Annotated in this window: 22 protein-coding genes, 3 tRNA genes and 1 pseudogene; 21 read left to right on the forward strand and 5 right to left on the reverse strand. The window is 65.8% G+C overall.

From position 1 onward, the window contains the following. Nucleotides 1-97: 97 nt before the first annotated feature. Nucleotides 98-928 carry a lipid-binding SYLF domain-containing protein gene (locus tag D0901_RS03765; protein ID WP_162500816.1) on the reverse strand — a complete coding sequence of 277 codons (831 nt, stop codon included), beginning with the start codon at nucleotides 926-928 and terminating at the stop codon, nucleotides 98-100. Between the two features lie 227 nt (nucleotides 929-1,155). Here D0901_RS03765 and D0901_RS03770 point away from each other — a divergent pair, with 227 nt between their 5' ends. The 7 genes from D0901_RS03770 (at nucleotide 1,156) to nadA (ending at nucleotide 5,444) form a co-directional block, all read left to right on the forward strand. Further along, entirely contained in the window at nucleotides 1,156-2,028 is an 873-nt protein-coding gene (locus D0901_RS03770) for a segregation and condensation protein A (protein WP_233440357.1), read from the forward strand. Continuing rightward, a complete protein-coding gene (gene scpB, locus D0901_RS03775) occupies nucleotides 2,028-2,960 on the forward strand; it encodes an SMC-Scp complex subunit ScpB (RefSeq protein WP_129138962.1) in 933 nt (310 codons plus the stop codon). Before D0901_RS03770 ends, scpB begins: the two co-directional genes overlap by 1 nt. Continuing rightward, nucleotides 2,957-3,817: a 23S rRNA pseudouridine(2605) synthase RluB gene (rluB, locus tag D0901_RS03780; RefSeq protein ID WP_203234784.1), complete on the forward strand. Its 861-nt coding sequence runs from the start codon at nucleotides 2,957-2,959 to the stop codon at nucleotides 3,815-3,817. Before scpB ends, rluB begins: the two co-directional genes overlap by 4 nt. A gap of 69 nt (nucleotides 3,818-3,886) precedes the next feature. Further along, a tRNA-Lys gene (locus D0901_RS03785) sits at nucleotides 3,887-3,962 on the forward strand. A gap of 42 nt (nucleotides 3,963-4,004) precedes the next feature. Next, nucleotides 4,005-4,080, forward strand: a tRNA-Lys gene (locus D0901_RS03790). A gap of 33 nt (nucleotides 4,081-4,113) precedes the next feature. Continuing rightward, nucleotides 4,114-4,189, forward strand: a tRNA-Lys gene (locus tag D0901_RS03795). Between the two features lie 226 nt (nucleotides 4,190-4,415). Further along, the gene (nadA, locus tag D0901_RS03800; RefSeq protein ID WP_129138964.1) at nucleotides 4,416-5,444 is read left to right on the forward strand and encodes a quinolinate synthase NadA; all 1,029 of its coding nucleotides are present in this window, start codon (nucleotides 4,416-4,418) and stop codon (nucleotides 5,442-5,444) included. A 187-nt stretch (nucleotides 5,445-5,631) separates the two neighbouring features. Here nadA and D0901_RS03805 read toward each other — a convergent pair whose 3' ends face one another. Then, entirely contained in the window at nucleotides 5,632-7,095 is a 1,464-nt protein-coding gene (locus D0901_RS03805) for a M48 family metalloprotease (RefSeq protein ID WP_233440348.1), read from the reverse strand. 89 nt (nucleotides 7,096-7,184) lie between these two features. Here D0901_RS03805 and D0901_RS03810 point away from each other — a divergent pair, with 89 nt between their 5' ends. Continuing rightward, nucleotides 7,185-7,430: a sulfurtransferase TusA family protein gene (locus tag D0901_RS03810; RefSeq protein ID WP_129138965.1), complete on the forward strand. Its 246-nt coding sequence runs from the start codon at nucleotides 7,185-7,187 to the stop codon at nucleotides 7,428-7,430. Continuing rightward, complete coding sequence (locus tag D0901_RS03815; RefSeq protein WP_129138966.1) at nucleotides 7,427-8,524, forward strand: AI-2E family transporter; 1,098 nt, start codon at nucleotides 7,427-7,429, stop codon at nucleotides 8,522-8,524. Before D0901_RS03810 ends, D0901_RS03815 begins: the two co-directional genes overlap by 4 nt. Here the strand turns inward: D0901_RS03815 and D0901_RS03820 are convergent. Further along, nucleotides 8,515-8,991, reverse strand: a complete 477-nt coding sequence (locus tag D0901_RS03820) for a peroxiredoxin (RefSeq protein ID WP_129138967.1) — start codon at nucleotides 8,989-8,991, stop codon at nucleotides 8,515-8,517. The genes D0901_RS03815 and D0901_RS03820 overlap by 10 nt on opposite strands. 212 nt (nucleotides 8,992-9,203) lie before the next feature. On the opposite strand from D0901_RS03820, the gene dapA reads away from it, so the two are divergent. The 4 genes from dapA to purC all read left to right on the forward strand — a co-directional run bounded on the left by dapA (nucleotide 9,204) and on the right by purC (nucleotide 12,672). Continuing rightward, the gene (gene dapA, locus D0901_RS03825) at nucleotides 9,204-10,088 is read left to right on the forward strand and encodes a 4-hydroxy-tetrahydrodipicolinate synthase (RefSeq protein ID WP_129138968.1); all 885 of its coding nucleotides are present in this window, start codon (nucleotides 9,204-9,206) and stop codon (nucleotides 10,086-10,088) included. Nucleotides 10,089-10,118: 30 nt separating this feature from the next. Beyond that, nucleotides 10,119-11,066: an outer membrane protein assembly factor BamC gene (locus D0901_RS03830; protein ID WP_129138969.1), complete on the forward strand. Its 948-nt coding sequence runs from the start codon at nucleotides 10,119-10,121 to the stop codon at nucleotides 11,064-11,066. Beyond that, nucleotides 11,066-11,863 (forward strand): MBL fold metallo-hydrolase, encoded by a 798-nt coding sequence (locus tag D0901_RS03835; protein ID WP_129138970.1) that lies wholly within the window; start codon nucleotides 11,066-11,068, stop codon nucleotides 11,861-11,863. The genes D0901_RS03830 and D0901_RS03835 overlap by 1 nt, the downstream gene beginning before the upstream one ends. A 95-nt stretch (nucleotides 11,864-11,958) precedes the next feature. Beyond that, complete coding sequence (purC, locus tag D0901_RS03840; protein WP_129138971.1) at nucleotides 11,959-12,672, forward strand: phosphoribosylaminoimidazolesuccinocarboxamide synthase; 714 nt, start codon at nucleotides 11,959-11,961, stop codon at nucleotides 12,670-12,672. Between the two features lie 249 nt (nucleotides 12,673-12,921). Here purC and tsaA read toward each other — a convergent pair whose 3' ends face one another. Further along, nucleotides 12,922-13,674, reverse strand: coding sequence for a tRNA (N6-threonylcarbamoyladenosine(37)-N6)-methyltransferase TrmO (gene tsaA / locus D0901_RS03845; protein ID WP_129138972.1), 753 nt, complete (start codon nucleotides 13,672-13,674; stop codon nucleotides 12,922-12,924). A 161-nt stretch (nucleotides 13,675-13,835) separates the two neighbouring features. On the opposite strand from tsaA, the gene D0901_RS03850 reads away from it, so the two are divergent. Further along, entirely contained in the window at nucleotides 13,836-14,402 is a 567-nt protein-coding gene (locus tag D0901_RS03850; RefSeq protein WP_129138973.1) for a 1,2-dihydroxy-3-keto-5-methylthiopentene dioxygenase, read from the forward strand. 120 nt (nucleotides 14,403-14,522) lie between these two features. Continuing rightward, nucleotides 14,523-15,005 carry a GNAT family N-acetyltransferase gene (locus D0901_RS03855; protein WP_129138974.1) on the forward strand — a complete coding sequence of 161 codons (483 nt, stop codon included), beginning with the start codon at nucleotides 14,523-14,525 and terminating at the stop codon, nucleotides 15,003-15,005. A 29-nt stretch (nucleotides 15,006-15,034) separates the two neighbouring features. Here the strand turns inward: D0901_RS03855 and nadC are convergent, their stop codons facing one another. Beyond that, the gene (nadC, locus tag D0901_RS03860; protein ID WP_129138975.1) at nucleotides 15,035-15,889 is read right to left on the reverse strand and encodes a carboxylating nicotinate-nucleotide diphosphorylase; all 855 of its coding nucleotides are present in this window, start codon (nucleotides 15,887-15,889) and stop codon (nucleotides 15,035-15,037) included. Between the two features lie 77 nt (nucleotides 15,890-15,966). On the opposite strand from nadC, the gene ampD reads away from it, so the two are divergent. The 6 genes and pseudogenes from ampD (at nucleotide 15,967) to aroQ (ending at nucleotide 26,176) form a co-directional block, all read left to right on the forward strand. After that, nucleotides 15,967-16,539 carry a 1,6-anhydro-N-acetylmuramyl-L-alanine amidase AmpD gene (gene ampD / locus D0901_RS03865; protein WP_129138976.1) on the forward strand — a complete coding sequence of 191 codons (573 nt, stop codon included), beginning with the start codon at nucleotides 15,967-15,969 and terminating at the stop codon, nucleotides 16,537-16,539. Nucleotides 16,540-16,829: 290 nt separating this feature from the next. Further along, nucleotides 16,830-19,407: pseudogene (gene aceE / locus D0901_RS03870) on the forward strand (pyruvate dehydrogenase (acetyl-transferring), homodimeric type). A gap of 91 nt (nucleotides 19,408-19,498) precedes the next feature. After that, nucleotides 19,499-21,532 carry a dihydrolipoyllysine-residue acetyltransferase gene (aceF, locus tag D0901_RS03875; RefSeq protein ID WP_129138977.1) on the forward strand — a complete coding sequence of 678 codons (2,034 nt, stop codon included), beginning with the start codon at nucleotides 19,499-19,501 and terminating at the stop codon, nucleotides 21,530-21,532. A gap of 137 nt (nucleotides 21,533-21,669) precedes the next feature. Next, nucleotides 21,670-24,693 carry a bifunctional [glutamate--ammonia ligase]-adenylyl-L-tyrosine phosphorylase/[glutamate--ammonia-ligase] adenylyltransferase gene (gene glnE / locus D0901_RS03880; protein WP_129138978.1) on the forward strand — a complete coding sequence of 1,008 codons (3,024 nt, stop codon included), beginning with the start codon at nucleotides 21,670-21,672 and terminating at the stop codon, nucleotides 24,691-24,693. A 176-nt stretch (nucleotides 24,694-24,869) separates the two neighbouring features. After that, a complete protein-coding gene (locus D0901_RS03885; RefSeq protein WP_129138979.1) occupies nucleotides 24,870-25,589 on the forward strand; it encodes a hypothetical protein in 720 nt (239 codons plus the stop codon). A 155-nt stretch (nucleotides 25,590-25,744) separates the two neighbouring features. Further along, nucleotides 25,745-26,176: a type II 3-dehydroquinate dehydratase gene (gene aroQ, locus D0901_RS03890; RefSeq protein ID WP_129138980.1), complete on the forward strand. Its 432-nt coding sequence runs from the start codon at nucleotides 25,745-25,747 to the stop codon at nucleotides 26,174-26,176. The last annotated feature ends 72 nt before the right edge of the window (nucleotides 26,177-26,248 follow it).

A 26,248-nucleotide genomic window follows, 5' to 3' on the forward strand; every position in this document is an offset into this window, starting at 1 on the left:
ATCGCCCCGCTTCTGCGGGGCGATTGCGTGACCTCCGGCAAGCCGTTTTGACACGGCCTGCGAAAGCCCGCTCCGTTGCACGCCTGGAATCGCGTGATCAGCCCTTGTCGGACGACTGATACTGGCTTTGCGGCGCGACATCCTCGAGCGCTTGGTTGAAGATCGCGAGGTTGTCCGGCACTTGGGTTGAGTGGGTCAACAGCTTCGCGGGATCCTGCAGGTTGCCATAGACGTAGTGGATGGCATCGTTGTTGGCCTGGATGACCGTTCCCTGCAGCTGGGCGCCGGCGAAGGCGCCGGTCTCGCTCATTTGATAGGCGACCACCTTGGCGGGCTGGGTGGTGACCTCGGCGTGGGTTCCGACCGGCCCGGCGACGACGCCGACATCGGCACCGAACTTGAAGCTACCGTCGCTGAGTTCCTTGACGCTCTTCTCGTCGCTGAACAGCACGATGAGCTCGCTGGTCTTGGCCCCGGCCTGGGCGCCGACGCTGCCGGAACTGACACTGAAGAACACCGGCGCGGACTGCTCCCAGCCGCCCGATTCGTCGCGGCAACTGACCATGCCGTCGCCATGCGCGCCGGCGAAGACCACGCCGACCTTGAGCACGGCCGGAAAGACGCCGATACAGCGGGCATCGTTGATCAGCGTCTTGGGGATCTGCTGGTCCTGGCTCTGCTGGAGCTGGCTTTGCAGCACGCCCGCGGCATAGTAGGCGGTCTTGGTTTCCTCGGCCTGGACGCCGGTGGCGCTGGCCTGGGCGTTGTTGGTCGCGCTGATGCTCTGCGCGGCGTCGTCGTCTTGCTGCGACGGCGAATCGCTCGATGCCGCCCAGCCCTGGCCCAGGCCGAGCGTGCCGGCGACGGCCAGAGTGGCGAGAGTCGGGAGTGCGGCGGTGAGCTTGTGGCGTTGCAATGAAGTGTCCATGGAAAACTCCTTTTTCCGGTAGCTCTTTCCGGTGGCTCTTTCCGGTAATCTGGGCAGGCGAGTCATTTGCCTACCTGTCTCAGCGTAGGTAGCCGGCAAAACGGCTTTCAAGTCGGCTCATCTGTGTGGGGCAAATGGTGTTTCCGGCCGCCGGCGTTGATAGACTGCCGGCTTTGACGAGCGAGCAGTGTGGACGTGCGGTAATGGACACCCAGCAGGGCAACGACATGACACCGGCCTCGGCCGGCAGTTTCGGCGCGGTCATGGCCCTGGTCGCCGGCGAGCCGCTGCACGAGCTGCCGGAAGACCTCTACATCCCGCCGGAGGCGCTGCGGGTCTTCCTCGAAACCTTCGAGGGTCCGCTCGATCTGTTGCTCTATCTGATTCGTCGCCAGAACCTCGACATCCTGTCGATCGACGTGGCGGCGATCACCCATCAGTACATCGAGTACGTCGAGCTGATGAAGGCGCTGGAGATCGATCTGGCCGGCGAGTACCTGCTGATGGCTGCGATGCTCGCCGAGATCAAGTCGCGCACCCTGCTGCCGCGCCCGCCGAAGGGCGACGCCGAGGACGACGAGGAAGACCCGCGCGCGGAGCTGATCCGCCGCCTGCAGGAGTACGAGCGCCTCAAGCTCGCTGCCGAATCGCTCGACGAGCTGCCGCGCCAAGGGCGCGACTGGTTCCCCGCCCAGGCCGCGCTGCCGTCGCTGGAGACGCGCGTCGTGCACCCTGACGTCGAACTCGACGAACTGCTCCACGCGCTCTCGGGGATCCTCAAGCGCGCCGAGCTCAACCAGACGCACACCATCAGCCGCGAGGTGCTCTCCACGCGCGAGCGCATGCTGCGGATCATGGATCGTCTTGCCGGCGAGCGTTTCGTGACCTTCGAGTCGCTGTTCTCCCTCGAGGAGGGCCGTGCCGGGGTGGTGGTAACCTTCATGGCGATCCTCGAACTGGCCAAGGAGGCGATGATCGAGATTGTCCAGAATGCGCCGCTGTCGCCGATCCACGTGCGTGCGCGCCAGGTGGCGGGAGGCGAGGCGGATCTCGCCGCCGACGACGACGGTGGCGAAAGCGCCTTCGAGGAGGAGCCCTGATGAGCGGATCGCGACTCGACGAGATCCTCGAGGCGGCACTGCTCGCCGCCGGCGAGCCACTCTCGCTGGACCGGCTCGAGGGGCTCTTCGACGATCACGAACGGCCGCCACGTCGCGATCTGCGTGACGCGCTCGGTGAGCTCGAGGCGCGGCTCGAGAGTTCCGCGCTGGAGTTGATCGAATCCGCCTCAGGGTATCAGATGCGCATCCGCCAGCGTCTGTCGCCGTGGGTCTCGCGGCTGTGGGACGAACGTCCGCAGCGCTACTCGCGGGCGCTGCTCGAGACGCTGGCGCTGATCGCCTATCGCCAGCCGGTGACCCGTGGCGACATCGAGGAGGTGCGCGGCGTGTCGGTGAGCGGCTCGATCATGCGCACCCTGAGCGAACGTGGCTGGATTCGGGTGGTCGGCCATCGCGACGTGCCCGGGCGGCCGGCGGTCTACGCCACGACCCGTCAGTTCCTCGACGATTTCGGCCTCAGGACCCTCGATGCGCTGCCGCCGATGCACGAACTGCAGGGTTTTGAGGTCGATGAGGAGACGGGCGTCGCCGCGCCGGACACCGCGGTATCTGTAGAGGAACACCCGCCAGAAGCCGACCCAGGCTATGCGACGGACTATGCTGAAGGCGGGGCGGGCGACGACGCCTCGGGCGAAGATGAGAGACCCGAGACAGCGCCGACTGCCGACGAGAACGAGAGACCCGAGACAGCGCCCGATGTCGCAGGTACCATGCACGACCCGACGGCCGGGATGGCCGACGACACGACACACGCCGGGACGGCGTCAACGCGGCCGGGCCTGAGCTTCGCCGATCTCGAAGCCCGTCTGGCCGAACGCGCCCGCCGGCGCGACGGTACCGCCACCCAGGGCGATGCCGACGACGGCGACAGCGCGGAACACTCCTCCAACGAGACCTCATCCGATTCATGAACAGCACCACCGAGAAACTCCAGAAGGTCCTCGCTCGCGCCGGGCTGGGCTCGCGCCGCGAAATGGAAACCGCGATCAGCGCCGGACGCGTCAAGGTCAACGGCGAAGTCGCCAAGCTCGGCGATCGCGTCGAGGTCCGCGACCGGGTGAGCTTCGATGACAACCCGGTGAACCTCCGCGCCGACGCCGAGGTGCCGCGCCGGGTGATCATGTACAACAAGCCCGAGGGCGAGCTGTGTACGCGCAAGGACCCGGAAGGGCGCCACACCGTCTTCGAGCGCCTGCCGCGACTCAAGGGCGAGCGCTGGATCGCCATCGGCCGGCTCGACATCAACACCAGCGGCCTGCTGCTGTTCACCACCGACGGCGAACTGGCCAACCGCCTGATGCACCCCTCGACCCAGATCGAGCGCGAATATGCCGTGCGGGTGATGGGCCACGTCCAGCGTGAGCACGTCGTCAACATGGTCGAGGGCGTGATGCTCGAGGACGGCCCGGCGCGCTTTACCGATGTCCAGGAGTTCGGCGGGGAAGGCATTAACACCTGGTTCCACGTGGTGATCATGGAAGGCCGCAACCGCGAGGTGCGCCGTCTGTGGGAATCCCAGGGACTGACTGTGAGCCGTCTCAAGCGCGTGCGCTACGGCAACATCTTTCTCGACAAGCGCGCCAAGGCCGGTGAGTGGGTCGAGCTCAGCCAGGAAGAGATCGACGATCTGTCGACGATGGCCGGCCTCGAGCCGCGCAAGGTGCCGAGCCTGACCCCCGAGGAGCAGAACCGCTGGAGCCGCGACAAGCGTAAGCGTCGTCCGGTGCGGGCGATGCGTAAGCCAGGCGGTGCCCCGCGTTCGCGTTAAGCGCTGAATCGGCAAAGAAAAGCCTTGCCACGACGAAGCACGGAAAGTATTATGTGCGCCCTGTCGGACGGGTCGTTAGCTCAGTTGGTAGAGCAGTTGGCTTTTAACCAATTGGTCGTAGGTTCGAATCCTACACGACCCACCATCCGCTCCCGGTCTTCGGTAGCGGCTCCGACGATCCGGCGGCGGGTCGTTAGCTCAGTTGGTAGAGCAGTTGGCTTTTAACCAATTGGTCGTAGGTTCGAATCCTACACGACCCACCACTCTCGCCGCCTTGACGCCTTCGGGCGTATCAAGGGTCGTTAGCTCAGTTGGTAGAGCAGTTGGCTTTTAACCAATTGGTCGTAGGTTCGAATCCTACACGACCCACCAGAATTCGAGTCGACGCCCCGACAGCCGCGCTGTCGGGGCGTTTTCGTGTGCGGCGTACGGGATCGTTCGCTGCCGGATGGTGTCTCAAGGATGACGAGAGGACTGGGCAGCGCGATTGGCGCGCAGTACCATAGTCGCTTCAGGTGCGTCGTGCGACGGAGTCGATCGTCGTCGGCGCTTCCGGTGAATGCAGGGGGAGCCCCTGCCTGTCGCAGTGGTAGACACGATGACAACCATGACTTCCCGCGCTCTCGTCCGAGAGCATTTAACGCGTACCTATTGCCCGACGCGGATCGCCGCCGAGGACGAGGCGCGCATCGACGAGATCAAGCACCTGCTCGAGCAGCGCGATGCGGTGCTGGTCGCCCACTACTATACCGATGACGCCATCCAGCAGCTCGCCGAGGAGACCGGCGGCTGCGTGGCCGATTCGTTGGAGATGGCGCGCTTCGGCGCCCGCCATCCGGCCTCGACCCTGGTCGTCGCCGGGGTGCGCTTCATGGGCGAGACGGCCAAGATCCTCTCGCCCGAGAAGCGCGTGCTGATGCCCACGCTCGAGGCGACCTGCTCGCTGGACATCGGCTGCCCGGCGGACGCGTTCAGCGCTTTCTGCGATCAGCACCCCGACCGTACCGTGGTGGTCTATGCCAACACGTCGGCGGCGGTGAAGGCGCGTGCCGACTGGGTGGTGACCTCGTCGATCGCGGTGGACGTGATCGAGCACCTTCATGCACGCGGCGAGAAGATTCTCTGGGCTCCGGACAAGCACCTCGGCGGTTACATCCGCGACAAGACCGGCGCCGACATGCTCTTGTGGGACGGCGCCTGCATCGTCCACGACGAGTTCAAGGCCAAGGGCATCACCGACCTCAAGGCGCTGTACCCGGACGCCGCGGTGCTGGTGCACCCCGAGTCGCCGGCCTCGGTGGTCGAGATCGCCGACGTGGTGGGCTCCACCTCGCAGCTGATCAACGCCGCCCGCGAACTGCCCCAGCAGCGCCTGATCGTTGCCACCGACCGCGGCATCTTCTTCAAGATGCAGCAGGCGGTGCCTGACAAGACGCTGTTCGAGGCGCCTACCGCCGGTAACGGCGCGACCTGCAAGAGTTGCGCGCATTGCCCGTGGATGGCGATGAACGCCTTGGACAATCTGGCCGACTCGCTGCGCCAGACCAGTGGCGAAGTGTTCGTCGACGCCGCGCTGCGCGAGCAGGCCCTCAAGCCGCTGGAGCGGATGCTCAACTTCAAGCGCTAGGCTGAGCCACGAGCCACGAGCCACGAGCCACGAGCCACGAGCCACGAGCCACGAGCCACGAGCCACGAGCCACGAGCCACGAGCCACGAGCCACGAGCCGGCGTGATTGCGACGCCGGCTCTTGGCTGTTTGATTGTTGCCGCAGCCCGCAGCCCGCAGCCCGCAGCCCGCAGCCCGCAGCCCGCAGCTAGAACTGCTGCAGTGTTTCCCTGTACCCCAGATATGCCTTGCGACGTTCCTGGATGCGGCTGGCCATGCCGAAGTCGCCTTCCTGCTTGGCGTTGTCCTCGGCGACGTCGAGCTGCCGGATGGCACGGTCGATGTGGCCGGTGAGCTGCAGTTCCTCGGCGCGGGCCAGCAGCCCCCAGGTCTTGTGGTCGCTGTGCCCCGCAGCCTCGGCGAGCAGGTCAAAGACCTGCGGGTCCTCGGCATGGTCGCGGCTCATGTCGCGCAGCTCCTGGAAAGCCTGCTCGGGGGCGCGCTGCAGCAGGATCCGGACGCGGATCAGTTGCGCCGGATAATAGTCGGGCATCAGGCGCAGGATGCGTTCGGCGCGCGCGAGGGCGTCATCGCGGCGGCCGGCATCGAGGGCGATCTCGGCGGCGCTGGCCGGGATCAGGGTGAGGTCGGGTTGCTGGTCGGCAAGGCGGTCGAGCGCGCTTAGGGCGGCATCGGTGCGGTTGCGGCTGGCATCGGTGAGTGCCTCGAGGTAGCGCATTGCGGTCGGCGGGGCGTCGTCCTGACGTAGCTGGGTCATCGCCTGGGCCGGATCGTCGGCGTTCTGGTCGAGCAACGCGCGGGCGCGGATCATCGCGTAGGCCGTGCCGTCGTCGGGCGACTTCGGCGAGGCCAACTGATCGGCGCGAGCCTGGGTATCGCTGATGCGTGACTGGGTGACCGGGTGGGTGAGCAGAAACTCCGGCGGGTTGCCGCCCTGCAGGCTGGTCAGGCGCTGCATGGCGCGAAACATCGCCGGCATCGCCTGCGGGTCGAAGCCGGCGTCGGTCATCGCCTGCAGCCCCACGCGGTCGGCTTCCTGTTCGAAGCGTCGCGAGTAGGCCAGTTGGTCCTGAATGAAGGCCGCCTGTGTGCCGAACATCGCCGCCACACCGGCGTTGCCGGCGCCGCCGGCTGCAAGCACCATGCCGGCGAGCATCGCCGCCATGGTGGGCAGTTGGGTCTCCTCGACGCGTTCCATGCGCCGCGCATAGTGATTCTGGGCGAGGTGGCCGAGTTCGTGTGCAAGCACCGAGGCGAAGGCGTCCTCGCTGGGAGCGAAGGCGAACAGCCCTTCGTTGACGCCGATCACCCCGCCGGGAACGGCAAAAGCATTGAGCAGGCGGCTGTCGACCAGCGTCACCGTCCAGTTCAGGTCGCCGACGTGGCTGTAGGGCAGCAGGCGCGAGATCAGCGATTCGACGTAGTGACGGGCGATCGGGTCCTGCCAGGTCTGGGTCTGGGCGCGGAACTGGCGCAGCCAGGCGCGCCCCATGCGGAACTCCTCGCCGGCGGAGATACCGCCGGCGGTGCTGCCCAGTGAAGGCAGGCCACCGTCGTCGAGCGCCTGGGCCGGCGTCGTCAGCGGCATGAAGGCCAGCAGCCCCGAGACCAGTGTTGTCGTCACTACCCGCAGCATGGCGTTCCTCGTCATCGTCGAGCGTCCCCTGTCCGACATTGATTCGGGGGGCAAAGTGCCTTTAAATCGAGGCGGTTTTTTCGATCATTGTCCCGGGAGGGCGCATGGGCCTGCAACCGAATGATGAGCTGGACGCGCGTGGCCTGTCTTGTCCGCTGCCTCTGCTGAAGGCCAAGCAGGCGCTGTCGCGCCTGGGTACCGGGCAGACCCTGCACGTCGCTGCTACCGATCCCGGGTCGTGGCGTGATTTCGAGTCGTTCGCCGCGCAGGGCGTCCATCAACTCGTCGAGCGTGAGGAGCGCGGTGGCGAGTACCACTATTGGATTCGCAAGGGCGGTAGCGAAGCATGACCATGAAGGAGGTCTTCAAGACCTGGTTCGAGCGCTACTTCTCCGACGAGGAAGCGGTCGTCCTGCTGCTGGTGCTGATCCTCGGTTTTGCCGCGGTGATCTGGCTGGGCAAGATGCTCGCGCCATTCTTCACTGCGCTGATCCTGGCCTTCCTGCTGCAGGGCGTGGTCGCCTGGCTCGAGCGACACGGCCTGCCGCGGCTATTGTCGGTGTTGCTGGTGTTCCTGGTGTTCCTCGGCGCGGTGCTGGCGCTGGCGCTGATCGTCATGCCGCTGGTCTGGAATCAGCTGGTCGATCTGGTCCAGGAGACGCCGCGCATGTTCGCCAGCGTCCAGGGCTTGCTCGACGACATGCAGGCACGCTACCCGACGGTGATCACCCCCGAACAGATCAACGGCTGGATCGCCACCGCGGGGCGCGAGGCGACACAGTTCGGTCAGCGCGCGCTGACCTTCTCGCTGGCCTCGCTGGGCAACCTGCTGGGGCTGATCATCTATCTGGTGCTGGTGCCCATCCTGGTATTCTTCCTGCTCAAGGACCGCGAGGCGCTGACCCGCTTCACGCTGTCGCTATTGCCGCAGAAACGCACCCTGATGACCCGCATCTGGTACGAGATGGACGATCAGATCGCCAACTACGTGCGCGGCAAGGCGATCGAGATCGCCATCGTCGGCGGCGCGGCCTTTGCCACCTTCTGGTGGTTCGGACTGCCCTATTCGGCGCTGCTGGGGCTGGTCGTCGGGCTGTCGGTGCTGGTGCCCTACATCGGTGCGGCGGTGGCGACGATCCCGGTGGCCGCAGTGGCCGGCTTCCACTTCGGCCTGGGCGAGCAGTTCGTCTACGTGGTGGTGGCCTACGGCGTGCTTCAGGCGCTGGATGGCAACGTGCTGGTGCCAGTGCTGTTCTCCGAGGCGGTTAACCTGCATCCGGTGTCGATCATCCTCGCCGTGCTGTTCTTCGGCGGCATCTGGGGCTTCTGGGGCGTGTTCTTCGCGATCCCGCTGGCCACGCTGCTCAAGGCACTGGTGCGGGCCTGGCCCCGCAGCGTGGCGAAGCGGGACCAGCCATTGCACCAGATCGATCTTCAGGACTGAGCGTCGAGCTCCCGGGCCGCTTCGAGCACCTCGGCGACGTGGCCCTTTACCTTGACCTTGCGCCATTCGCGGGCCAGCTTGCCGTTGGCGTCGATCAGGAAGGTGCTGCGTTCGATGCCCAGGTGCTCCTTGCCGTACAACTTCTTGAGCTTGATGACGTCAAACAGCCGACACAGCGATTCATCCTTGTCGGAGATCAGCTCGAAGTTGAAGCCTTGCTTGGCCTTGAAGTTCTCATGGGCGCGCAGGCCATCGCGGGAGACGCCGAGGATCACCGTGTTGGCCGCATCGAAGGCCGCCTTGTTGTCGCGAAAGTCGCCGCCCTCGGTGGTGCAGCCGGGGGTGCTGTCCTTGGGGTAGAAGTAGATCACCACCTGCTTGCCGCGCAGCGCGGACAGCGTCACGGTAGTGTCGCTGGTGGCCTGGGCGGTGAAGTCGGGGACCGGCTGACCGGGGCTGACGCTCATGGAAAGTTCCTCGCTGGGGGAATGGGGTGTCGGGCATTACACGCAAGCCGCGCCCGAGTGTAAAGCGCGTGGCGTCCGGCACGTCTTCGCACCTGTACAGGGTCTGGCCGCCTGAGTACCATTTGTCCCCTGGCCCGGATATCGATAACGATGGTTTTCGCTGGCCCGGTCGAGCATGACCGGACGGGCGACTGACAGGAGAGCACCGCAGGATGATCACAGGCAGCATCGTCGCGCTGGCGACCCCCATGAAAGCGTCCGGTGAGATCGATTGGGAGGCGCTGCGTCGCCTGGTGAGCTTCCATCTCGACAATGGCACCGACGCCATCGTCGCCGCCGGCACCACCGGCGAGCCCACCACCATGTCGTTCGCCGAGCACTTCGACGTCATTCGTACCGTCGTCGAGGAGGTGCACGGGCGGATTCCGGTGATCGCCGGGACCGGCGCCAACGCCACCTCGGAAGCCGTCGAGCTCGCCCGCTATGCCAAGGAGGTGGGTGCCGACTACTGCCTCTCGGTCTGCCCCTACTACAACAAGCCCACTCAGGAAGGGCTTTACCAGCACTTCAAGGCCGTCGCCGAGGGCGGCGAGCTGCCGGTGATCCTCTACAACGTGCCGGGGCGCACCTGCTCGGATCTCTACAACGAGACGGTCTTCCGCCTCGCCGAGCTGGACAACATCGTCGGCCTCAAGGATGCCACCGGCAACCTGGAGCGTGCCGAGGAGTTGATCGAGCGCCTCAAGGGGACCGGCTTCGCGCTGTATTCCGGCGACGATCCCACCGCCTGCGACTTCATGCTGATGGGTGGCCACGGCGACATCTCGGTGACCGCCAACGTCGCACCGCACGCCATGCACGAACTCTGCGAGGCGGCGGTGTCCGGCGATACCGAGCGCGCTCACCAGATCAATACCCGGCTGATGCCGTTGCACACCGCGCTGGGCGTCGAGGCCAATCCGATTCCGGTCAAGTGGTCGCTCAATCGCATGGGCTATGCCGAGCAGGGCATTCGTCTGCCGCTGACCTGGCTTTCCGAGAAGTACCATTCCACCGTGGGTGAAGCCCTGCAGCTCGCCGGTGTCCTCGAGGACTGAGCCACGGCCCACGCACAAGAAGGTAGATGCATGAAACCCGTTTTCAAATGGATCCCGCTGGTCGTCGCCGTGGGGCTGGTCGTCAGCGGATGCGGCCGTGACGGCTACTACTACGATCGCAACGACGAATATCGCAGCGCGCAGATGAGCGAGCCGCTCGAGCTCCCGGACTCGCGTCGCAAGAGCGACTACCAGGATGCCATGCCGGTGCCATCGGTGAGCAATGACTTTGCCGCCGAGCATGATTTCGAGGCGCCACGGCCACAGCCGCTGGCCGGCGGCGAGAGCGAGGACGCGCCCTACGTCGAATTGCGCGAGGCCGGCAGCGATCGCTGGCTGCTGGTCAATGCGGCCCCGGGCAGTGTCTGGCCGCAGCTGCAGAGTTTCGTCGAGAGTCGTGGCCTGCAGGCGACCCAGTTGGATGCCTCCCGTGGACGCATCGCCACCAGCCAGGCGGATTTCCGCATTCGCCAGGGGTTGCGCAACAACACCAGCGAAGTCCGCTGCAGCGGCCCGGCGGCGACGGATGGCCAGTGCCTGGCGGCGCTGCGTGGGTATCTCGACAGTAGCGGTGCCCAGGCACAGGGCGTGTCGCTCGCCGCCCAAAAGCTCTCTCAGGAGCAGCGCGTTCGCCTGCAGCACCAGGACGGCCGTTGGCAGCTGCTGCTGGCGCTGGACATGCAGCGCGCCTGGTCGGAGCTGCACTACCAGCTCGAGAACAACTTCGCCGGCGACGGCCGCGAACTGGTCGACCAGAATCGCAGTGCCGGCGAGTTCCTGATCGACTACAAGCCCCGGGACAGCGAGGGTGGCTGGTTCGACTGGTTCGGCAGCGATCAGCCGCGTCGCTACCGGTTGAGCGTGGCGCCCGCGGCGAACGACCAGACCCGGGTCACCGTGGCTGCCGGCGACGACCGGGCACTGGAAGACGGCGAGGCGCGCGAGGTGCTCGATGCGCTGGCTGCCACGCTGCGCTGATGAACGCCGAGGCCGCGCCGTCGGATTCACGCGCCCTGCGCTTCGCCTCGCTGGGCAGCGGCAGCAAGGGCAACGCCACGCTGGTCAGCGACGGCGAGACCCACGTGCTGGTCGATTGCGGCTTCGGCTTGCGCGAGACCGAGCGGCGCCTGGCGCGGCTCGGCCTGCATCCTAGGCAGCTGGCGGCGGTACTGGTGACCCACGAGCACGGCGACCATATTGCCGGGGTCGGGCCGCTGGCGCGGCGGCACGGGCTGCCGGTCTACCTGACCGCCGGCACCCTGCTGTCGCGGCGGCTCGGCGAGGTGCCGCGGCGCACCCTGATCACGCCCCAGGCACGCTTCGCTATCGCCGGGCTGGAAATCGACCCGGTGACAGTCCCCCACGACGCTCGTGAGCCGGTACAGTTCCGCTTTCATGCCTGGGAACGCTCACTCGGTGTGCTCACCGATCTGGGGCACCCCACCGAGCACGTAGTCGGGCGCTTTCAAGGCTGTGATGCCCTGGTGGTGGAGTGCAACCACGATCCGCGGATGCTCGCCGAGGGCCCTTATCCGCCGCGACTCAAGCGACGGGTCGGCGGCAACTGGGGGCATCTGGCGAACGCCCAGGCCAACGCCTTGCTGCGGCGAATGGGGCTCGACCGTCTGCAGTCGATCGTCTGTTCGCACCTCTCGGAACACAACAACCGCCCCGAGCTGGCCCGCGAGGCGCTGATGCCGCTGCTCGACGGCGATGCGTCGCGGCTGGTGGTGGCGGCGCAGGACCGGGGCTTCGACTGGCAGGCGGTGGCGTGACGGCTGGTCCGCTGCTGTCGGCGGCGGCCGCCCTTGGCTAACTTTTCGGGCAAGATGCCGATCTTGCCCCAGGCTCGACTTCGGAGATGGCTCCCATGGAAAAACGCGACGTGCTCTACGCCGGCAAGGCCAAATCGGTCTACCGTACCGACGACCCCGACCGTTTGATCCTGCATTTTCGCGACGACACCAGCGCCTTTGACGGCGAACGCATGGAGTCGCTGGCGCGCAAGGGCATGGTCAACAACAAGTTCAATGCCTTCATCATGGGCAAGCTCGCCGACGCGGGTATCCCTACCCATTTCGACGGTCTGGTCTCGGATACCGAATGCGTGGTCAAAAAGCTCGACATGATTCCCGTCGAGTGCGTAGTGCGCAACCGTGCCGCCGGTAGCCTGGTGCGCCGTCTCGGCGTGGAGGAGGGCATGGAGCTCGATCCGCCGACCTTCGAACTGTTCCTCAAGAACGATGCCCAGCACGATCCGATGATCAACGAGTCACTGGCGGTGACCTTCGGCTGGGCGACGCCGGAACAGCTCGCGCGCATGAAGGCGCTGACCTTTCAGGTCAATGACGTGCTCAAGCAACTGTTCCTCGACGGCGGCATGCTGCTGGTCGACTACAAGCTCGAATTCGGCCTGTTCAAGGGCGAGATCGTGCTGGGTGACGAGTTCTCGCCGGACGGCTGTCGCCTGTGGGACGCCCAGACGCTCGAGAAGATGGACAAGGATCGTTTCCGCCAGGGTCTGGGCGGGGTGATCGAGGCCTACGAGGAAGTGGGGCGTCGGTTGGGCATCGCCTTCGACTGAGATAACGCACTGATTCATTGCTGCGCTCGATATCCTGGCCGCCGGCGGTGCCGAAGCGTCGGACCGTCGCCATCCTCATGTAGCAGGCTACATTCCGGTGGCTGTGCGCCGGCGGCGGCCAGGCTGGGCGCCCCCGCCTATCGTCGCTCGCGACATGAATCAGTTATGCAAATCGATTAAGCCGGCCTGGCAAGGCCCGTGTTGATAATCATCGACAGTAAACTTTCCGACGCCTTCTTCCTGAGGGCGTCACCATATCTTTCCCACTCCTGACGTCACAATCTCGACGACTTCCAGCAGTACTTCGTCCTCGAGGCCGGTCAGAGCGCGGAAACGCACGTCGATATCGCGCAGCGCCACACCGTAGATCCGGGTTTCTGCGCCCCGGCGATAGGCGGGGCGCGGGTCCTGGGCGAGCACCTGGATGATCAGCCGGCGCAGCGAGTCGCCGTCGTCGCGCGCGGCGAGGCTCGCTTCCGCACTTGCGGTGAAGCGTACCGGGCGCTGCGGCGGGGGCGCCGGGGCGAAACCGGCGTCGGCCTCGGGGCGCGCTTCTGCCCAGGGCAGGTAGGGCTTGATGTCGAGCACCGGGGTGCCGTCGACCAGGTCGTGGCCGCGCAGCAGCAGGCGTACGCCGCCGCCGTGGGTCTCGATCCCGGCGAGTTCGACCAGCGACAGGCCCAGCCGGTTGGGACGGTGGGTGCTGCGTGTGGCGAATACCCCGAGCTTGGCGTTGCCGCCGAGCCGCGGTGGGCGAACCAGCGGCGTCCAGCGTTCGGGGCTGCGGTGGAAGACGAAGGTCAGCCACAGGTGGCTGACGCGCTCGAGCCCGCGTACCGTAAGTGGATCGTCATAGGGCGGCAGCAGGTGCAGCACGGCACATGCCTCGGTGGCGAGGCCGGGCTGACGGGGGATGCCGAACTTGTCGGGGTAGTCGCTGGCGATGCGCCCGATGGGCTGCAGCGCGTAGGGGGCGTCAAGAGTTGGGTCGGGCTCGGACATGGTCGCATTATGCACGCTGAGTGGGGGGAGCGGCGAGTCGCCCCTACCACTGACGTGTAACCTCTCTACACTGAGGCACAGGACAAGGACGCCTGTCCGTGCCGAAGGGCGGTGTGGGCTCTTATGGTCGACGACGAATCGGAACCAAGGAGGGAGATGCTATGAGTTTTCTGCGGGTCTATCACGAGGCGGATGGTGAGCAGCCGCTACTGGTCAGCCGCGATGGCGAGCGTATCGCCAGCGAACTGGCCGCTCACGGGGTGCGTTTCGAGCGCTGGGCGCTGCGTGAACCGGTCACCGCGACGACCGATCCGGAGGCGGTGCTGGCCGATTATGTCGACGAAGTGGCGCGACTCCAGCAGGAAGACGGCTTCACGGTCGCCGATGTGATCGCCGCCACTCCCGATGATCCCGACTCGCCGGCACTGCGTGCCCGCTACCTCGACGAGTATCGCCATGACGAGGACGAGGCGCGTTTCTTCGTGCAGGGTGGGGGCATCTTCTACCTGCATCTGGACGCCCGGGTCTACGTGGTCGGCTGCAGCGCCGGCGATCTGGTCTCGGTGCCGGCAGGCACCCGCCACTGGTTCGACATGGGCCCCGCGCCCGACTTCCTGGCGATTCGCCTGTTCACCGCTGCCCAGGGGCGTGCAACCGACATGACCGGCAGTGGCATCGCCGAGCGCTTTCCCCGGTTCGAGGCATTCGGCGAGGATCATGCCGCATGAGGGCCGGTGTACCGGCATGGGCCCGCCCGGCCGGCACGCGGGCTGGGCTGCTGTCGGTCGCCATGTCATGATGCGATGCCGAATACGAATGAACGATGTCGATGAACAAGGAAAGCGGGGATGCGTGAACGGATTCGCTATCGCGAGGCGCTGCCGCGGGATGCAGCGGATCAGGCCGAAGTCTTTCATCATGCGGTGATGCAGGGCGCGGCGGGGCGCTATACCTTGGCCCAGCGCGAGGCCTGGGCCAGCGCGCTGCCACGCGAGGCCTCCGCCTGGGTCGCCCGTCAGACACTCTACGAGACGTTGATTGCCGAATGTGACGGACGTTGCGTGGGCTTCACCGAGCTTGATGTCATCGAGGCGCGCATCGAGACGCTCTATGTCTGGCCGTCGCTGGCGCGTCGTGGTATCGGTGGGCGTCTGCTCGAGCTTGCCGAGGCGCAATTGCGCGAGCGGGGTGCCTCGCGAATACGCATCGAGGCCAGTCTGGTGCTCGCCGACGGCCTGGAGCGGCGCGGTTGGCAGCGGCTCGGCGAGGAGTGGGTGGAGCGCCAGGGCGAGCCGCTGGCGCGAATACGCCTGGAGAAGCCGCTGATGTGACGGTGAGGAGGCGGTCCCTTCGGCCGCCCTCAGCGGGTCTCGACCTGATCGACGCGCATCGACAGGTCGATCGCCTTGACGTCCTTGGTCAGCGCGCCGATCGAGATGCAGTCGACGCCGGTGGCGGCGATCGCCTCGAGAGTGGTGTCGCTGACGTTGCCGGAGGCTTCCAGGGTCGCCTTGCCGGCGTTACGCGCCACGGCCTCGCGCAAGTCCTCGAGCGAGAAGTTGTCGAGCATCACCACGTCGGCCTCGGCCGCGAGAGCCTGCTCCAGCTCGTCGAGGTTCTCCACCTCGACCTCCACCGGCAGGTCGCGGGCGATATTGCGCGCCTCGCGCACCGCCGCGGCGATTCCGCCGCAGGCGGCAATGTGGTTCTCCTTGATCAGGAAGGCATCGTAGAGGCCGATGCGGTGGTTGTGACAGCCACCGCAGGTCACTGCGTACTTCTGCGCCAGGCGCAGGCCGGGCAGGGTCTTGCGGGTGTCGAGCAGGCGCACGCCGGTATCGGCGACGCGGTCGGCGTAGTAACGGGCGCGCGTCGCGGTGCCCGAGAGCGTCTGCAGCAGGTTGAGTGCGGCACGCTCGCCGCTCATCAGGCTGCGTGCCGGACCCTCGAGCTCAACGATCACCTGGCCGGCCTCGAGCCGATCGCCGTCGGCCGCCTTCCAGTCGATCAGCACGCGATGGTCGAGTCGGCGGAACAGTTCGTCGACCCACGCCACGCCGCAAAGCACGGCGTTCTCGCGGGTGATCACCCGCGCCTTTGCCCATTGGCGCTCGGGGATCAACTGTGCGGTGATATCGCCGGGGCCGACATCCTCGGCGAGCAGGCGCGCGGTGCTGGTTCGGATCTCCTCGGCGAGGGCCTCGTAATAACGCATGGCTTGACTGGCTCTCCGGTATGCGACAATGCCGACATTATAGGGAATGGCGCGCCGATTCGGCAGGGGAGAACGCAATGCAGGTCGACAATGGCTGGCTGGATGCAGTGCGCCGGGTGCCTTCGCCCAACGTCAATGCCCGACCCGAGGGCGAGGTCTCGGCGCTGGTGCTGCATTCGATCAGTCTGCCGCCGGGCGAATTCGGCGGCGACGCCATCGAGGCGCTGTTCACCAATCGGCTCGATACGCAGGCGCATCCGTTCTACCGCCAGCTCGAGGGGCTGCGCGTTTCCGCGCACCTGCTGATCCGGCGCGATGGCGAGGCGGTCCAGTTCGCGTCCTTCGACGAGCGTGCCTGGCACGCCGGGCGTTCGCGCTGGTTCGACGGCGAGCGCGAACGCCGCGAACTCAACGACTTCAGCGTCGGCATCGAGCTCGAGGGCGACGAGATCCATCCCTATCGCGAGGCCCAGTACCGCTGCCTGGCGCGCGTCGTGCGCACACTCATGGCGCGCTATCCGCGCCTTGCCGAGACGCGCATCACCAGTCATGCGCGAATTGCCCCGCTGCGCAAGAACGATCCCGGCCCGGCATTCGACTGGGCCTACTTTCGTCAATGTCTCGCCGCGCAAGTGCCGTTTTGTAGCTAGGCTACAACCAGCAGGCCCCTGGGAGGCGCTCGCAAGCGCCTAATATTGCAGTGCAATGTGAGATGTGGAATGGATTTCCATGTTCCACATAATTGGCAGGGGACGGGGATTGCGGTATCTTCGTGGCCGGAATTTGTAACCTTCGCATCATGGTCTGTAAAACGGTTACAACCGCGAATTTTACGGAAAGACGACCCACAAGAAGGTCGGCCCGCACTGAAGAGCGCCACATGCCCCGCCGCCGATGTGGGGGGCAGACTGACACCCTATCTTCATTCGGAGAGACGTCTATGAGTCTGGAGGCAAGAGAAGATATCGATCCGACCGAAACCACGGAATGGATTGAATCCCTGGAATCGGTCCTGGATCGAGAGGGCGAGGAGCGCGCCCAGTACCTGATGAGCCGGCTGGCCGACCGGTTTCGTCGCGACGGCCGACAGGTGCCCTTCTCGGTCAACACCCCCCATCGCAACACGATCCCGGTGCACCGCGAGGCGCGCATGCCCGGCGATCTGTTCATGGAGCGCAAGATCCGCTCGCTAATCCGCTGGAACATGGCCGCCCAGGTCATTCGTGCCAACAAGAAGCACAAGGGACTGGGCGGCCACCTGGCCAGCTACATGTCGAGCGCGACCCTCTACGAGGTTGGCTTCAACCACTTCTTCCGCGCCCCCAGCGGTGACTTCAAGGGCGATCTGCTCTATATCCAGGGCCACGTCTCTCCGGGCATCTACGCGCGCTCCTTCCTCGAGGGGCGGCTGACCGAAGAGCAGATGGACAACTTTCGCCAGGAAGTCGACGGCAACGGCCTGTCCTCCTACCCGCACCCCTGGCTGATGCCGGACTACTGGCAGTTCCCCACCGTATCGATGGGCCTGGGTCCGATCACCGCGATCGCTGGGCGCGCTACACCTGGCCAGTCGCGAGAAGCTCGACAACCTGATCTTCGTGGTCAACTGCAACCTGCAGCGCCTCGACGGTCCGGTGCGCGGCAACTCGCGGATCATGGACGAGCTGGAGGGCGTGTTCCGCGGCGCCGGCTGGAACGTCCTCAAGGTCGTCTGGGGCCGCTTCTGGGATCCGCTGTTCGAGCAGGACTCCAAGGGCGTGCTGCAGAAGCTGATGGACGAGACCGTCGACGGCGAGTACCAGAACTGCAAGGCCAACGGTGGCGGCTACACGCGTGAGCACTTCTTCGGCAAGTACCCCGAAACCGCCAAGATGGTCGAGAACATGTCCGACGAGGACATCTGGAAGCTCAACCGCGGCGGCCATGACCCCTACAAGGTCTATGCGGCCTATCAGGAGGCGGTCAGCAACGCCAACGGCAAGCCCACGGTGATCCTGGCGCACACCGTCAAGGGCTACGGCATGGGCGGCGGCAGCGGCGAAGCCGACATGGAAGCCCACCAGATCAAGTCGATGGATACCGAGGCGCTCAAGAAATTCCGCGACCGCTTCGCCATTCCGGTCACCGACGAACAACTCGACAGCGGCGACATGCCCTACTTCAAACCGGCCGACGACAGCCCGGAGATGAAGTACCTGCACATGCGTCGCGAGCAGCTTGGCGGCTACCTGCCGGCGCGCAAGCACGACTTCGAGGGCATCGAGATCCCCGGGCTCGACGATAAGATGTTCGCCAGCCAGATCTCCGGCTCCGGCGACCGCGAAGTCTCTACCACCATGGCGTTCGTGCGCGTGCTCAACGGCCTGGTCAAGAACAAGGCCTTCGGCAAGCAGGTGGTGCCGATCGTGCCCGACGAGGCGCGGACCTTCGGTATGGAGGGCATGTTCCGCCAGCTCGGCATCTACACCTCCGAGGGCCAGAAGTACGAGCCCATGGATTCCGGCCAGATCATGTACTACCGCGAGGACAAGGCCGGGCAGATCCTCGAGGAGGGCATCACCGAGGCGGGCGCCATGTCGGCGTGGATCGCCGCGGCGACCTCCTACTCCAACCACCACATGCCGCTGCTGCCGTTCTACATCTACTACTCGATGTTCGGCTTCCAGCGCATCGGTGACCTGGCGTGGCTGGCCGGCGACATGCAGGCGCGCGGCTTCCTGGTCGGCGGCACCGCCGGTCGCACGCCGCTCAACGGCGAAGGCCTGCAGCACCAGGACGGTCACAGCCACATCCAGGCCTCGACCATCCCCAACTGCCGCAGCTATGACCCGACCTACTCCTACGAGCTGGCGGTGATCATCCAGGACGGTCTGAAGCGGATGTATCAGGACAAGGAGAACTGCTTCTACTACCTGACCGTGATGAACGAGAACTACGCGCATCCGGAGATGCCCGAAGGTGTCGAGGGCGACATCATCAAGGGCATGTATCTGCTGCGCGAAGTGTCGGGCAAGAAGGGCAAGGGCCACGTCCAGCTGCTGGGCTCCGGCACCATTCTGCGCGAGGTCGAGGCGGCCGCCGAGATCCTCAAGGAGGACTACGGCGTCGGCTCCGACATCTGGAGCGTGCCGAGCTTCAACGAGCTGCGTCGCGAGGCACTCGAGCTGGATCGCCAGGCGTTCCTCAAGCCCGAGCAGGAGCCGGCCAAGCCGCACATCACGGCCTGTCTGGAAGGGCGCAAGGGCCCGGCCATCGCCTCCACCGATTACATGAAGCTGTTCGCCGATCAGGTGCGCGCCTGGGTGCCCACCGACTACCACGTGCTCGGCACCGACGGGTTCGGTCGTTCGGACACCCGCGAGAAGCTGCGTCATTTCTTCGAGGTCGACCGTCACTTCGTGACCGTGATCGCCCTCAAGGCGCTGGCCGATCGCGGCGAGATCGACCGCAAGGTCGTCGCCGATGCCATCAAGAAGTACGGCATCGATCCGAACAAGCCCAATCCGCTGGTCTCTTGAGAGCGGTGATCTGCTGACCCGACGCCAGACGGGCTACGCTGAGACACACGTGGCCCGCCTGCGCCGAGCATGAATTGGAAGGAGCGCGACCTTGAGTAGCGAAATCATCAAAGTTCCCGATATCGGCGGTAGCGAAGACGTCGAGATCATCGAGGTGGCGGTGTCCGAGGGTGATGTCATCGAACCCGAGGACACCATGATCACTCTGGAGTCCGACAAGGCCAGCATGGACGTCCCGGCGCCCAAGGGCGGCAAGGTCGTCAAGATTCTGGTCAAGGAGGGCGATACCGTCTCCGAGGGCGACGACATCCTCGAGCTGGAAGCCGAGGGCGGCGGCGACGCCGATCAGGACGAGGCGCCCGCCGAGGAAGCCCCCAAGGCCGAGGACAAACCGGCCGAGAAGGCCGACAAGAAGGACAGCGGTCAGGCGGCGAAGAAGTCCTCGGGCGGCGGCAAGCGCACGGTGGAGGTCAAGGTCCCCGACATCGGCGGCAGCGAGGACGTCGAGATCATCGAGGTGGCCGTCGCCGAGGGCGACGAGGTCAATGCCGAGGACGCACTGATCACCCTGGAGTCCGACAAGGCCTCGATGGACGTGCCCAGCCCCTACACCGGCAAGCTGGTCTCGCTGGCGATCAAGGAGGGCGACACGGTCTCCGAGGGTGACCTGATCGGCACCATGGAGATCGAAGGCGAGGGCGGCGACGAGGCCGAGCCCGAACAGGCTGCCGGCGGCGAAGCCGTCAGCGAGATCGCCGAACCCGACGAGCCCGAGAGCGGCGAGGTCGAGGAGAGCGAGGGCCCAGAGGAAGCAGGAAAGGGTCAGCGCAAGGAGATTCGCGTTCCCGACATCGGCGGCAGCGAGAACGTCGAGATCATCGAGGTCGCGGTATCGGCCGGCGACGAGATCGACGAGGAAGACCCGCTGATCACCCTGGAGTCCGACAAGGCCTCGATGGACGTGCCCAGTCCCTTCAAGGGCACGTTGGTCGAGGTCAGCGTCAAGGTGGGTGACACCGTCTCCGAGGGCGACCTGATCGGCTATGTGGAAGTGGCCGGCGCCAAGCCCAAGCCGAAGAAGGCCGAAGCGCCCAAGGGCGACAGCAAGCCGGCGGCTCAGGCCGAGAAGCCTTCGGCATCGCCGGCCGGTTCGCCGAGCCCCGAGGCGCAGATGGCCAGCGAGACGCCGCGCGACGGCAAGCTGGTCCACGCCGGCCCGGCGGTGCGCATGCTGGCCCGCGAGCTGGGCGTCGACCTGGCGCAGGTCAAGCCCAGCGGGCCCAAGGAGCGCGTGCTCAAGGAAGACGTGCACGCCTACGTCAAGCAGGTGATGAGCCAGAAGCCGGCAGGTGGCGCGCCCGCGAGTGCCGCCCCGGCCGCCGGTGGCTCGGGCATCCCGCCGATTCCCGATCAGGATTTCAGCCAGTTCGGCGAGGTCGAAGAGAAGCCGATGGGCCGCCTGATGAAGATGGGCGCCACCAACCTGCATCGCAGCTGGGTCAACCTGCCGCACGTCACCCAGTTCGACGAGGCCGACATCACCGAGCTGGAGGCTTTCCGCAAGTCGATGAAGGCCGAGGCCGAGGCCCAGGGCGCCAAGCTCACGCCGCTGCCGTTCCTGATCAAGGCCTGTGCGCTGGCGCTGCGTCAGTACCCGCAGTTCAACGTCAGCCTGAAGAGCGACGGCGAGACGGTGGTGCACAAGAAGTACGTGCACATCGGCATCGCCGTGGACACCCCGGACGGCCTGATGGTGCCGGTGATCCGCAACGCCGATCAGAAGTCGCTGATCGAGCTGGCCAAGGAGTCCGTGGAGCTGGCCAAGAAGGCGCAGTCGAAGAAGCTCAAGCGCGAGGAGATGACCGGTGGCTGCTTCACCATCTCCAGCCTGGGCTCGATCGGCGGCACGGCGTTCACGCCGATCGTCAACGCGCCGGAAGTGGCGATCCTCGGGGTCTCCAAGTCGCAGATGAAGCCAGTGTGGGATGGCCAGACCTTCCAGCCGCGGCTGATGATGCCGTTGTCGCTGTCCTACGACCACCGTGCGGTCAACGGCGCGGATGCGGCACGCTTTACCGCGTATCTGGGTCAGGTGCTCACCGACATTCGTCGCATGCTGCTGTAATCGGCCGGTCTTTCCGGCCACACCCGCGGCGGCCCGAGCGATCGGGCCGCCGTTTTTTATGCGCGTGCGGCGGTTCAGTGTCCCGGGCGCGTTGGTTATGCTGGGGGCACGACCATTCACAGCACGGAATCCTCGCCATGGCGCTGCCCGACTCCTTTCTGCCGATGACGGACATCCCCTCGCCGCTCCAGGCGCGGCTGCGCCAGGCCGAGCAGCGCCTGCGTGAGGCGCTCGGCGAGGCCGACCGTCAGGCCGAGCGGCAAGGCGCGGAGCCGCCCAGCGAGGGCTGGAACGCGCTGACCGAGGCGCGCCGAATCGCGCTGGCGCGGGTGCTGGCGGTTTCCGATTTCGTCACCGACGTGCTGGCACGTCATCCGAACTGGTTGCTGCTGCTCGATGCCGAGAACGAGCTCGACGCCGCGCCCGATCGCGCGACGCTCGACGGGCTGCTCGGTGATGTCCTGGAAGGCGTCGAGAATGAAGAGCAGATGCACGCCGCCTTGAGGCGGTTTCGCAACGCGCGCATGCTGGGGATCGTCTGGCGCGATCTGGTGCGCCCTGCCGGGTATGACATGTGGCAGACCGCGGCGAGCGTCTCGCAGCTCGCCGAGTGTTGCCTGGAGGGGGCGCTGGGCTGGCTGGAAGCACACTTCGCGCCGCGCTGGGGGAGTCCGGCCCCCCGCGCCGACGGCACGCCCCAGCGGTTGGTGGTGCTGGGCATGGGCAAGCTGGGCGCCGGCGAGCTCAACCTCTCCTCGGATATCGACCTGATCTTCGCCTTCCCCGAGAAGGGCATCACTCAGGGCGGCAGACGCGAATACGACCATCAGGAGTACTTCACCCGTCTGGGGCAGAAGCTGATCGCCGCGCTCGATGCCCTTACCGTCGAGGGCTTCGTGTTTCGCGTCGACATGCGCCTGCGCCCGCTCGGTGACGGTGGCCCCCTGGTGGGCAGCTTCGCCATGCTGGCCAGCTACTATCAGGACCAGGGTCGCGAGTGGGAGCGCTATGCCATGCTCAAGGCGCGGCCGGTGGCCGGCGATCGCGAAGCCGGCCGCGCGCTGCTGGAAAGCCTGCGGCCGTTCGTCTATCGCAAGTACCTGGACTTCGGCGCCATCGAGTCGCTGCGCGAGATGAAGTCGTTGATCAATCGCGAGGTGCGGCGCAAGGGCATGGCCGAGAACATCAAGCTCGGCCCGGGCGGGATCCGCGAGGTCGAGTTCGTGGTCCAGGCCTTCCAGCTGATTCGCGGTGGACGCGATACCGAATTGCAGGTCACCTCCCTGAAGCAGGCATTGGCGCAGTTGCCCGAACTCGAGCTGCTACCCTGGGAGGTGGTCGACGAGCTCGTGCCCGATTACGTCTTCCTGCGCGATCTCGAGCACGTCCTGCAGGCGCTCGACGACCGCCAGACCCAGTCGTTGCCCGACGACGACCAGGCCCGTGAGCGGGTCGCGCTGGGCATGAGCCAGGGCGAGCGCTGCTTCGAGGACTGGCCGGCGCTGATGGCGGATCTCGCCGAGGTGCGCGAGCGTATCCGTGGGCACTTCAACGCCGTGATCGCCGACCCCGAGGAGGATGCCGATACTCCGGTCGAAGCGGGCGAGGCCGGCAAGGAGGAACGTATACCCCTTGACGAATGGCGCGCCCTGTGGCGCGGCGAGCTGGCCGATGACGAGGCCCGAGTGTTGCTTGAGAGCGGCGGCTTCGACGATGTCGATACCGCCCTGCGGCGCATCGAGACGCTGCGCTATTCGCGCGCCGTGCAGAGCATGCAGCGGGTCGGCTTCGAGCGCCTCGATGCGCTGATGCCGATGCTGTTCGATGCTGCTGCCGGCAGTGACTATCCGGCCACGGCACTCACTCGGGTGCTGCCGCTGATCGAGGCGGTGCTGCGGCGGACCGCCTACCTGGCGCTGCTGCGCGAGAATCCCGACGCCTTGGCACACCTGATGCGCCTGTGCGGCGCCAGCCCGTGGATCGCCGAGCAACTCGCCCGCCATCCGGTGTTGCTCGATGAACTGCTGACCCCGGCGACGCTCTATTCGCCGGCCGACAAGACGCGGCTCGCCGACGAGCTGCGTCAGGCCCTGGCGCGGATCCCCGAGGACGACGAGGAAGCCCAGCTCGAGGCGCTGCGCGTCTTCAAGCATGCCCAGGTGCTCCATGTCGCGGCGTCCGACATCGCCGGTGCGCGCACGCTGATGAAGGTCAGCGACTATCTCACCTTCATCGCCGAGGTGGTGCTCGAGCGGGTGCTGGCGATGGCCTGGCGGCATCTGATCCGCAAGCACGGCCGTCCGCAGCGCCGCGACGGGTCACGGGTCGATCGGCATGTCCCGGAATTTCTGATCGTCGGCTACGGCAAGCTGGGCGGTATCGAGCTGGGCTACGGCTCGGATCTCGACCTGGTGTTCATCCACGACGGTGCCCTGCAGGGCAGCACCGACGGCAAGCGTTCGATCGACAATGCGGTGTTCTTCACCCGGCTGGGTCAGCGCATCATCCACTTGCTGACCGCCATCACGCCGTCTGGGGCGCTCTATGAGGTCGACATGCGCCTGCGCCCGTCGGGCAACTCGGGGCTCCTGGTCACCGGGCTCGATGCCTTCGCCGAGTATCAGCACCACGAGGCCTGGACCTGGGAACATCAGGCGCTGGTTCGTGCCCGGGTGGTCGCCGGCAGCGAGGACCTGGCCGAGCGGTTCGCGGCGATCCGCGGCGAGGTGCTGGGCCGTCGCCGCGATCTCGGGGCGCTGCGCGAGGAGGTGGTCAGGATGCGCCACAAGATGCGCGAGCACCTGGGCAGCAGCGCCAGCGACCGCGAGGCCGGCCGCTTCGATCTCAAGCAAGACGCCGGCGGGATGATCGACATCGAGTTCCTCTGCCAGTACGCGGTACTGGCGATGAGCCATGACGAGCCGGCGCTGCTCGAATGGAGCGACAACATGCGCCTGCTCGAGACGCTCGAGGAGACCAGGAGACTCGAACCCGAAGACGCCCGCCGGTTGCGCGAGGCCTATCTCGCCTATCGCGACACCAATCACCGTCGGGCGCTGGCCAAGGCGGAGGGCCCGGTGGCGGAGGCCGAGTTCCACGACCATCGCGAGGCGGTGAAGTCGCTCTGGCGACAGTGGCTCGAACCCGAGGCGAACGATTAGCGTCGAAGCATCAGGCGATGGCCCGGCCCCGCTCTCCGGCAGGAGATCGGGGCTTTTTCCGTCTAGGCTTGCTTCATGATAACGAAGAGAGAATGGGCGACCCGTTAGGGTCTGGCCGACTTCCCGGTTTCACCCGGTTTACATGACAAGGCCAGTTGTTCACGACAAGGAGCGTTATGTTCCACTGGATCTCGCAACACAACGATGTTCTCACCGTCTTCACCAATGTGGGCACGCTGTGCATCTGGCTGGTCTATGCTCAGCTGCTCTACTGGGGGTTCCGGCGCCAGCGCCGGCCGCGGCTGATCATCAACCGCGGTAAGAAGAAGGACATCAACGCGCTGTGCATCATCAGCAACATGAGCGCCGAGTCGATCTTCATCGAGTACATCATCGCCGAACTAAAGACCAACCAGGGCACGATCACCATGGATGTCACCGATTTCGAGCAGCAATACAGCGAGGGTGACGAGCTTGATGACAAGGAAGAGGAGCGGCGCCAGCTGCTCAACAACTCCCCTGTGAAGGAAAACACCCGCCAGGGGCCGCTGGGGTCGGGGGATTTCCTGCACATCGGCACCTTTGACGACCTGATCCGGCGCATGGCGCGCGACGAGGGTATCGAGATGGAGGGCCACCGGCCCAAGGGCGATCTCGAGTTCAAGAGCCTGATGGTGCGTCTGATCGGCATCTACGGCCCCGAGGACATGCCGGTAGGTGCCGAACGCGAGTTCCTCCTGCAGGACAACGATCGCTACTGCTCGCTGACACCGGCTACCTGGGATACCCGGCGGCTGGCTTCGAAGCGTGAGCGCCGCGAGTTACGCCAGATGGTCCAGCGTCTCAATTCGACCAACTTCAGCGTGTCGTCGTCCTTCGGGCGTGCCGAGAAGTGAGCGGAGCTGAAGAGCAATCAGCTGTTCTTTTCCGTAGTCGTGGCGACGTTGACCTTTCTTCTACAAGGTTTCGGCAAGCGGGCGCATCGGCCAATCTTGGTTATGCCCTTGCCACTATGCGATCATGATATGAACCGGTTGCAGGAGAAGAACGCATGAGCGCGCACAGAATCCTGGTGCTGCATGGCCCCAACCTCAACCTGCTGGGTAGTCGCCAGCCGGAGATCTATGGCCACGAGACGCTCGACGACATCAATAACCGGCTCTATGAAAAGGCTGCGATCAATGGCTGGGATATCACCTGTCGCCAGAGCAACCATGAGGGTGAGCTGATCGATGCTATCCATGCCGCGCGAACCGATGGCACCGACCTGATTGTCATCAACCCGGCGGCCTACACGCATACCTCGGTAGCGATCCTTGATGCCCTCAATGCCTACGAGGGGCGGGTCATCGAAGTGCATCTGTCGAATATCCACAAGCGCGAAACGTTCCGCCACCACTCCTACGTCTCGCGGCGCGCTGATGGCGTGATCGCTGGCCTGGGTAGTCGAGGCTATCTGCTGGCGCTCGATAGCCTGTCCTGAGCCTCCAGCGCTCGTAGCACATTTTTCCGCCATGGCGTTGCGCCATGGCGTTTTGCGTCGATCTGGTGCCAA

It is taken from the genome of Modicisalibacter coralii, assembly GCF_004117855.1.
Taxonomy (GTDB): domain Bacteria; phylum Pseudomonadota; class Gammaproteobacteria; order Pseudomonadales; family Halomonadaceae; genus Modicisalibacter; species Modicisalibacter coralii.